7 protein-coding genes are annotated in these 6,083 nt (G+C 41.2%); 3 read left to right on the forward strand and 4 right to left on the reverse strand.

All coding sequences use genetic code 11. The annotated features are described in order from the left end of the window. Positions 1-245: 245 nt before the first annotated feature. The 3 genes from CUN85_RS07535 to CUN85_RS07545 form a co-directional block, all read right to left on the reverse strand. Entirely contained in the window at positions 246-569 is a 324-nt protein-coding gene (locus CUN85_RS07535) for a DUF6951 family protein (RefSeq protein ID WP_135389710.1), read from the reverse strand. A 13-nt stretch (positions 570-582) separates the two neighbouring features. Further along, positions 583-903, reverse strand: coding sequence for a DUF6951 family protein (locus CUN85_RS07540; RefSeq protein WP_135389711.1), 321 nt, complete (start codon positions 901-903; stop codon positions 583-585). 182 nt (positions 904-1,085) lie between these two features. Further along, positions 1,086-1,391, reverse strand: coding sequence for a hypothetical protein (locus CUN85_RS07545; protein WP_235856243.1), 306 nt, complete (start codon positions 1,389-1,391; stop codon positions 1,086-1,088). A 979-nt stretch (positions 1,392-2,370) separates the two neighbouring features. Here CUN85_RS07545 and CUN85_RS07550 point away from each other — a divergent pair. Together CUN85_RS07550 and CUN85_RS07555 are read left to right on the forward strand one after the other, a co-directional pair. Further along, positions 2,371-2,922 carry a hypothetical protein gene (locus CUN85_RS07550; RefSeq protein WP_135389712.1) on the forward strand — a complete coding sequence of 184 codons (552 nt, stop codon included), beginning with the start codon at positions 2,371-2,373 and terminating at the stop codon, positions 2,920-2,922. Positions 2,923-3,690: 768 nt separating this feature from the next. Beyond that, positions 3,691-4,707, forward strand: a complete 1,017-nt coding sequence (locus CUN85_RS07555; protein WP_235856244.1) for a PHP domain-containing protein — start codon at positions 3,691-3,693, stop codon at positions 4,705-4,707. Between the two features lie 347 nt (positions 4,708-5,054). Here CUN85_RS07555 and CUN85_RS07560 read toward each other — a convergent pair whose 3' ends face one another. Continuing rightward, positions 5,055-5,762: a flavodoxin family protein gene (locus CUN85_RS07560; RefSeq protein WP_135389713.1), complete on the reverse strand. Its 708-nt coding sequence runs from the start codon at positions 5,760-5,762 to the stop codon at positions 5,055-5,057. Positions 5,763-5,884: 122 nt separating this feature from the next. Between CUN85_RS07560 and CUN85_RS07565 the strand changes: the two genes are divergently transcribed. Continuing rightward, the coding region (locus CUN85_RS07565) for a transposase (RefSeq protein WP_135389584.1) at positions 5,885-6,083 on the forward strand (199 nt) is incomplete at its 3' end.

Consider the following 6,083-nt stretch of genomic DNA (forward strand, 5'->3'; position numbering starts at 1 on the left):
TGACAGTATGGGCGAAATGCAGTAATGATGGTTAAATCACAGTTCCTTTCAGCCTAAAGGCAGTGTAAAAGCGGGCCTTATATTGCCAGAATATGCGTGATACCAGTTTGCCACTCTATATAGTGTTTGCAATAGTGCTGGTATCTGTCACTTTTTTCAGGGATCAATACACAGGCTACCTGTTAGTGACAGTCCTCCCCGGCTCAATGTACATGGGGGAGGCTGTGTTGTCTGTCATAAAGGATTCAGACTTCATCGAAGTCAATACTTATTTTTCCTACCTGCTTTGCCAGGGTCTTTGAGATCATTCCCGTCTCCAGCCTGCATACATGCAAAACCCCAGATGGGACAATACATCCCGGAGTGCAGTGTATTTCTTTTGCTCTGTCCATCACAAAATTGTCTTTGATATCCATGGTTTCCATCATTGGGATTACCATATGTGACATCTTCTTTATCTTCTCACATGGTGTTTCAATATCCACAATAATGTTCTTGCCATCAAGCTTTCCGGTTATCTTGTGGTTGAAACCACAGATAGCTGAGTTTACACTGATCGTTGTTGTCATCTAAATCCTCTCTTTATTCATCATTGAATTCAATACTAATCCTTTCTGATTGCTTTGCCAGTGTTTTTGAAAGCATACCCAATTCCATTTTACAAACGTGCAGCACTCCGGCAGGAACAATGCATGTCGCACAACAGGTATCTTTTGCCTGGTCCATTACATAATTCTCTTTTATGTTCATCGTTTGCTTCTTCGGAATCTCCATATGTGCGATGGTGGCGATTTTCTTGCATTCTGTATTGATATCGGTTATGACATTCTTTCCTTCAAGTTTTCCGGTAATCTTATGCTTAAAACCGCATATAGCTGAATTTACTGTTACTTCTGATGGCATATTATGTTCTCTCTCTCTGAATTTTTCTTTTTTCCGGGAGTGTTTTTGATATTATAGATTCATTTAATGCCAGTACTTTTAAAAGTTTGCGTCTAACTCAAAATAAACCTGTTTTTCAGCAGTTCTGTCTAAGATCACCAGATAAAAAGGAGTGTGTTATGTCATACATTTAAAGCTATGTATTATTCCGGATCTTCGTCGCCGGCACAGGAGTAACATACATTGTCTTCAAGAATCTCTTTCCAGTCACCGATCACATCGTGGGTCCAGCAGTTATCGATACCTGCTGCCTCCCTCATTATCAGGGCAAGGATAAAAGAAAGTTCCTTTACAGTGGTACCAGCTTCAAGTGCTCCCTTAAAGTGATCTCTTAAAGTGCTTGAGAACACATGGTTTGGACCTGGCCTTGATAGAAAGTGCAAAGCAGATAAATTGATACGTCTTTTCGTCGATTGTTCTGGTATCGGCATAGAGTTTGTCGATCTCATCTAGCTTTCCGATAAATTCAGGGAAGGACTTTATCATAAAATAAATCTGGTTGAAACAATGTTCTCAGCCCTCAAAAGGAAATATGGTGAAAAATAAAGGCCTGGGAGCACTGGAATTGGTGGAAGGATCTATGAACTTATTGGCATTGGTCAGAAAATTAAATATAAAGGCCCTCAGTTTTTAGCTGAGGGTAATCCACATTTCTCCTGCAACTCTTCTGCTAATCAACGCTTTCCTATGAAATATGCGGTAGTAATGCCAGTCAGAATTGCAAACAGTCTAAATCCAGGTGTTTGGGTCGGTTCGGACTCTTCGGAAGGTGAAACGAGCCTATAGACCCTCCCTGTCTCTCCGGTCGGCCCGGAGTTCTCCGTGGTCAGGATGTAGAGTTCACGGTCCGCATCCTGCCCGATTGAAAGGATATAGGCACCAACCGTCTGGTTGGAGGCTACCTCGAGTTCCGTAAAATCCCACGTTTGTTCGGTGATGTTCTCTTCTGGGGGGTGTTGCTATAAAGATGATGCCATTACCATCAGCACCCGCCCGATTCCATTCGGCGAAAACGTAGCGCCCCTCGAATTCCGGAATATCACTGCCGCGATAAACGTATCCGCCGACAACAACCTCTCCGAGGCCATCGGGCTGTTTCGCATTTGAATACTCTATGATCAGGTCGATCAAGGGTTCACCCTGAAGGCCGACTTCGGGCACCTCTTCAGGAGAATTGTTCGGGTTCTCTGGGTCAAAGGCGTGACTTCCCTCTTTAAGGTTTCAGCCATAGTTGCCACCTGCTTCGATGATGTTGACCGACTCCCAGCAATTTTGTCCGGCATCGGAGGCAGATGCACTTTATTGCATATTGTTGTGTTTTTTTGCTCATTATTTATAATGTCTCATGTGATCGAAATGTAGAAGTTTTGATAAGTATCTAATAAATGGGTTTAAATAGCATTTTTCCTATTTTGTATGGGGGTTCATATGAGTAGAATAAACAGTATTTTAATTATGCTGCTAGTGGCTATTACCACTTTAGCTCTGGCAGGAGTTGCATCGGCAGAAGATACATCGCAGAATTCAAACGGAGTAAGTATAGACTGTGTGGAGACCTGTAAATGGACAGGCTCTGAGAAAGTCAAACTGGTAGCCGGCCAGCATATAGACGCAGGCTATGTTAATGCTAAGGTTGTAGAGGACTATCTCTATGTGACATACAAGACTACAGATGGATGGAAATTGCATGACACCCATCTCTATGTCGGTACCGAAGAGCCAAATAAGCATGCACCTGGACAGTTCCCATATAAGAGTGGCAAACTCTCAGAAGTGACAAGCTACACTTATAAGATACCATTATCAGACATCGTATCTGATTGTGAGAAGGGAGATAAAGAAATCGTTTATCTGGCTGCACACGCTGATGTCAAGAAGTCTGGCGCCGGAAGTGAGACTGCTTGGGGTGAAGGCGACCTTATCCGTGAAAAGGGACCATGGGCAATGTATTTCGATATGAAACTGAAGTGCATCTGTTAAACCACCGGTTCCCAAGTAAACCATAGTCAAATATCAAAATTCGGGGCCCTGCTCCGAACCATTATTTTATAAACGTTCTTACTGTATGCGAGAACTGTATAATCTGCATAAGACTCTAATTTTCGGCACAGTTGAACCGGGCAGAGATAGCAGTATAGGCCTGTCTTGTAGCTCTTCTGAAGCAGGCACCCATGAACCCGACCACAAGTAGAGATCTTTTTCTTAGCGGGGGGTCAACCGTGGGTAAAGCTCAGCGATGTGCTCTTCCAATTGTGCCAGTTCCGCATTATTAAGCGGCATACAGTACCTGCGAACCCGGTCAGCTACCCATTATCGACCCCTTCCTGCAATTGCTTCGGAACTTTCATATTTTGCGTTATGAACGTTACGCAGTCCCTCACAAAAAATCTCTGTTCTTTTTTATGAAACGTGTTCACGACAGCCGCCTTGCTCTGACCCAGCTTCAGGTAAAAGATATCAAAGTCGATTAATTTACTTTGTATAGTCTCTGCTCATCGAAAAGCATTGAAATAATTCTCAGCATCGCTATTTATATTTTAGAGGATCTTTATAAGCCCACAGGGGCCTGCCTGTGGTATATACATCCCCAGTAAAACTTACAATTCCATACCTCAACAATTCTACAGAGCCCATAAGTATTTATTTTTGTATCCCTATAGTTCAGGGGCAATTATATTTTGTCGTAAATAAATATATAGTAATTGTATATGATATTGTTTTATCTCAAATACAATAGTAAAAAGGATCGTGAGTACCTTGTTTCGTAGAAAAGATATCAATAAGCAGAGGATAATCTCTTCTGAAAGAGCAGCCGAGCTTCTGGAAAACGGATGGCACAGGGCAGACCTGCATGTGCATACCTGTTGCTCCTATGATGTACCTCCTGCAAGGTCAATGCATCCTGAGAACCTTCTCTTAAAGGGCAAATCAAGAGGTATGGATTACATAACGTTTACAGACCACGATACCGTAAAAGCCTACGATCTGCTTGGATGGAAGACGAAAAACCTCGTTACCGGTGTCGAGGTATCCATCAAGGATCTGGAGAATGTAGGTCATACCATACATGTTAATGTTTTTGGATTCGACAAGCAGCAGTACAGTGAGTTCGACAGATTGGTGAAAAAAGAATCCAATATCTACAGCCTGATTGACTATCTCAAAAGCAACGATCTTCCCTACATGTATAACCACCCTTTCTGGTTCAAACTGAGTGATAAACCAAATATCCCTATAATACCTGAACTTGCCAGACATTTCCCCGTAATTGAATATAACATACAAGACCTCAAACAGAAGAACATATTCTCAATGCTACTTGCAAAATATTATGGAAAGGGGATGGCCGTTACAACAGATAGTCACACAGGTGGTATCGGAAAGGCCTACACAATAGCCGAAGGTGAAGACTTCCATGAATATTACAATAACATACGTAAAGGCCGCTCCTATATGATCATGGACGACCCCTCATGGAAACATCTGACCAGGGAGATGAACGCCTGGATAGAGCTGGTGTTCAGTATGGAAAAAGAGATACGTGAAGAGATGGGCTTTACCAGCGGAGTCGGGAAGATAGACAGACTTGTAGATATCTTCGACAGGTACGGACTTAGCCATCACCAGAAAATAAACGGTGCAATGATGAATGTCATGAAACTGATCTCCAGATCAGGACTGCCGGTGTTCATGTACATGCTATCAAAACAGCCTCAGGTTTCCAGAATAGGGAAGACGGTTAATGTTCTATCCGGAATCACTTGAATGGGAGTAAAGAACTCTTTTGATCATTACTTAAAATACTCTACACCAATTATTGAAATTAACCTTTAATTGATCTTTGATAAAAATATTTTTAATTTTAATCAACATTATTGTCGTTGCGTTTTTTGGTTTACTATTACCGGCCTGTAGGAAACCTATAAAATCACAATAAATAGACTGAAACTGGCAAATCTATCAATGATGGATAGCACCTTTACAATTATTGTTAAGTTCAATTTTCGCTAGAATGTCGATGATTCTACAGAACCTTTGTAGTCTGTTTATATGTTTACTTCTACAATTGCTCAGATTGTCCATATACTTCTCTGAAAATTGCTCCTGTTTGCTTATAATCCTCCTTTCGTGATTTCTTCATCCCAGTACTGGTTAGCTCCTGCCATAAACTCCTCATCACTGATTAATTCAGCATGAATACTTTTAATGATGGTTTCTGAAACCTGACCTTTGGTGACCATTTCCCTGCCTGCCTCTCGCAACGCATCATAAAATTTGTTTATTCTTTTTTTGACACTCTCTTCAGGCCAATCCTCTAATACTCCTCCGCAATTACGATAGATTTCCAGTATGGGATTCTGCAGCGCCATATATGTCTTAAATAAGTCAAAATTGTGTTCTCCGGGAAATCCTGCATTTGCGATCATAAAAAAACGGGGGTAGTGCATTCTTTCCTCATGATAACAGCTTCCATCTTCATTTTTATGAATATGCGGAGTTGCAGTAGGCAGAAGTCTTTCATTGAATTTCTTTAGGATTGAGGTCATGAACAAGCCATAGACAGGAGTGGCCATTCCTACATAATCCGATTCAAAAAAAAGATCTATGAAATCTGACATATCGTCATGTATCACGCATTTTCCGGGAGTTTTAGTCCAGCAACTAAAACAACCACAACAGTGATTAATATTATGCTCTGCCAGGAATATCTCTTCTGTCTGAGCACCTGCTTGTCTGGCTCCTTCCAGTAAAGGATCAACTATTCGATGGGTATTGCTTTTTCTTCCTCTGGGACTACCATTGAAAACAGTTACTTTCATATTAATTCTCCAATTTTGTTTTTGTTTAGCTGATTATTAGATGATTTGGATAAAACTGCTTTCAATGAGCTGGTTTCAAAAATATAAATACCCCTTTCATCAATAGTATTATGGGGATTTGAATGGGGTTTAAAGAACTCTCAGACGAACAGTGGAAATTTATTAAACCGTTTTTACCACCACAACCGATAACTGGTAGAAAGAGAGCTGATGACCGTAAGGTCATCAATGGTATTCTCTTTGTCCTAGCTACAGGTTGCAGATGGAGAGACCTGCCTGAACGTTATGGTTCTGGTGTTACAGCATGGAGAAGGCTGAAAA

Source organism: Methanolobus halotolerans, assembly GCF_004745425.1.
GTDB lineage: Archaea > Halobacteriota > Methanosarcinia > Methanosarcinales > Methanosarcinaceae > Methanolobus > Methanolobus halotolerans.

Excerpts from the sequence above, each read along its gene's own strand:
- CUN85_RS07535 (WP_135389710.1), bottom strand. The coding sequence starts at position 569 with ATGACAACAACGATCAGTGTAAACTCAGCTATCTGTGGTTTCAACCAC.
- CUN85_RS07540 (WP_135389711.1), bottom strand. The coding sequence starts at position 903 with ATGCCATCAGAAGTAACAGTAAATTCAGCTATATGCGGTTTTAAGCAT.
- CUN85_RS07545 (WP_235856243.1), bottom strand. The coding sequence starts at position 1,391 with ATGAGATCGACAAACTCTATGCCGATACCAGAACAATCGACGAAAAGA.
- CUN85_RS07560 (WP_135389713.1), bottom strand. The coding sequence starts at position 5,762 with ATGAAAGTAACTGTTTTCAATGGTAGTCCCAGAGGAAGAAAAAGCAAT.
- CUN85_RS07550 (WP_135389712.1), top strand. The coding sequence starts at position 2,371 with ATGAGTAGAATAAACAGTATTTTAATTATGCTGCTAGTGGCTATTACC.